Source organism: Oleiphilus sp. HI0128 (assembly GCF_001635365.1).
Genome location: NZ_LWGG01001383.1, coordinates 1 through 891, shown reverse-complemented (window position 1 = coordinate 891; position 891 = coordinate 1). Strand labels below are relative to the sequence as shown.

Annotated in this window: 1 protein-coding gene and 1 pseudogene; both read left to right on the top strand. The window is 44.2% G+C overall.

Annotation, left to right across the window (positions count from 1 at the left end):
- Positions 1-145: 145 nt before the first annotated feature.
- Positions 146-286 carry a hypothetical protein gene (locus A3763_RS27755; RefSeq protein ID WP_156490449.1) on the top strand — a complete coding sequence of 47 codons (141 nt, stop codon included), beginning with the start codon at positions 146-148 and terminating at the stop codon, positions 284-286.
- A gap of 45 nt (positions 287-331) precedes the next feature.
- Positions 332-891, top strand: a pseudogene (locus A3763_RS22810) (cache domain-containing protein); the annotation flags it as partial.

The following is an 891-nucleotide window of genomic DNA, read 5'->3' as shown; positions in this document are numbered from 1 at the left end:
AGTTACTGAGTCTACCGTAGAAATTGCGCAGAAGAGCTTAATGCTCGTTGCTAATGGTCTTCAGTTTGAGTTTGACCATGGTGAGTCATTGGTGCAGGAATACGCTCGTTCTGCAGAGCTTTCTGGCCTTTAGTTCGAAACCTTCATGCCTTATCTAAAGCGTGAATTGACCTTCCTGAAACCTAAGTTTGAGAAGTTCATTATTGGTTTACCCAACGGACATTTCTATAACACTTCTGGTGCGAATCTGCTACAAGGAGGGATTCGAACCTTTGATGATAAATAACCAGACTCGAAGCCTAAAAATATTCGCTCTCGCGACTATTGGCAGGTGAGTATTCACCCTGAAGATCCTGATTCGCCTGAAGCCTATATTTCTAACCCGATGATCTCCTTTACGACGGGGGTTAAGCAGATTGTTATTGCGGCTCCTATTCAGGATAAAGGTAAGATAGTAAGGGGGATGTTGGGGCTGAGTATTCCCTGGGAATATATCCATGATCGGGTTCAAACCTTGGTTAAAGAAAGTTTTTCTGGTGTCCAGGGAAGTGCCAAGGTGATGCTGGTTGCGAATGACGGAACTTACTGGTATCACTGGGACGAAAATAAGATCATTCAACTATTACGTGATGATCAAGGCGACTTTGTCTTAAATGAGCAGGGTGAAAAGGCCGTCAGTAAGTACTCTATCCTAAATGAACATAACCCTAAATTAAACGCTCTTGGTAACGAGATGATCACGGGGAATGCCGGAATGAGGGCGCTTGATCTAGGAGGGGAGGCTCACCAGCCTATTCCTGGTAGTCGATATAGCATCGGTGTCGCGCTTGAAGACCACTTGATGTTAGCGCCTGTTAGAAAAACCTTAGAGAACACTTTCGTTATTTTGTT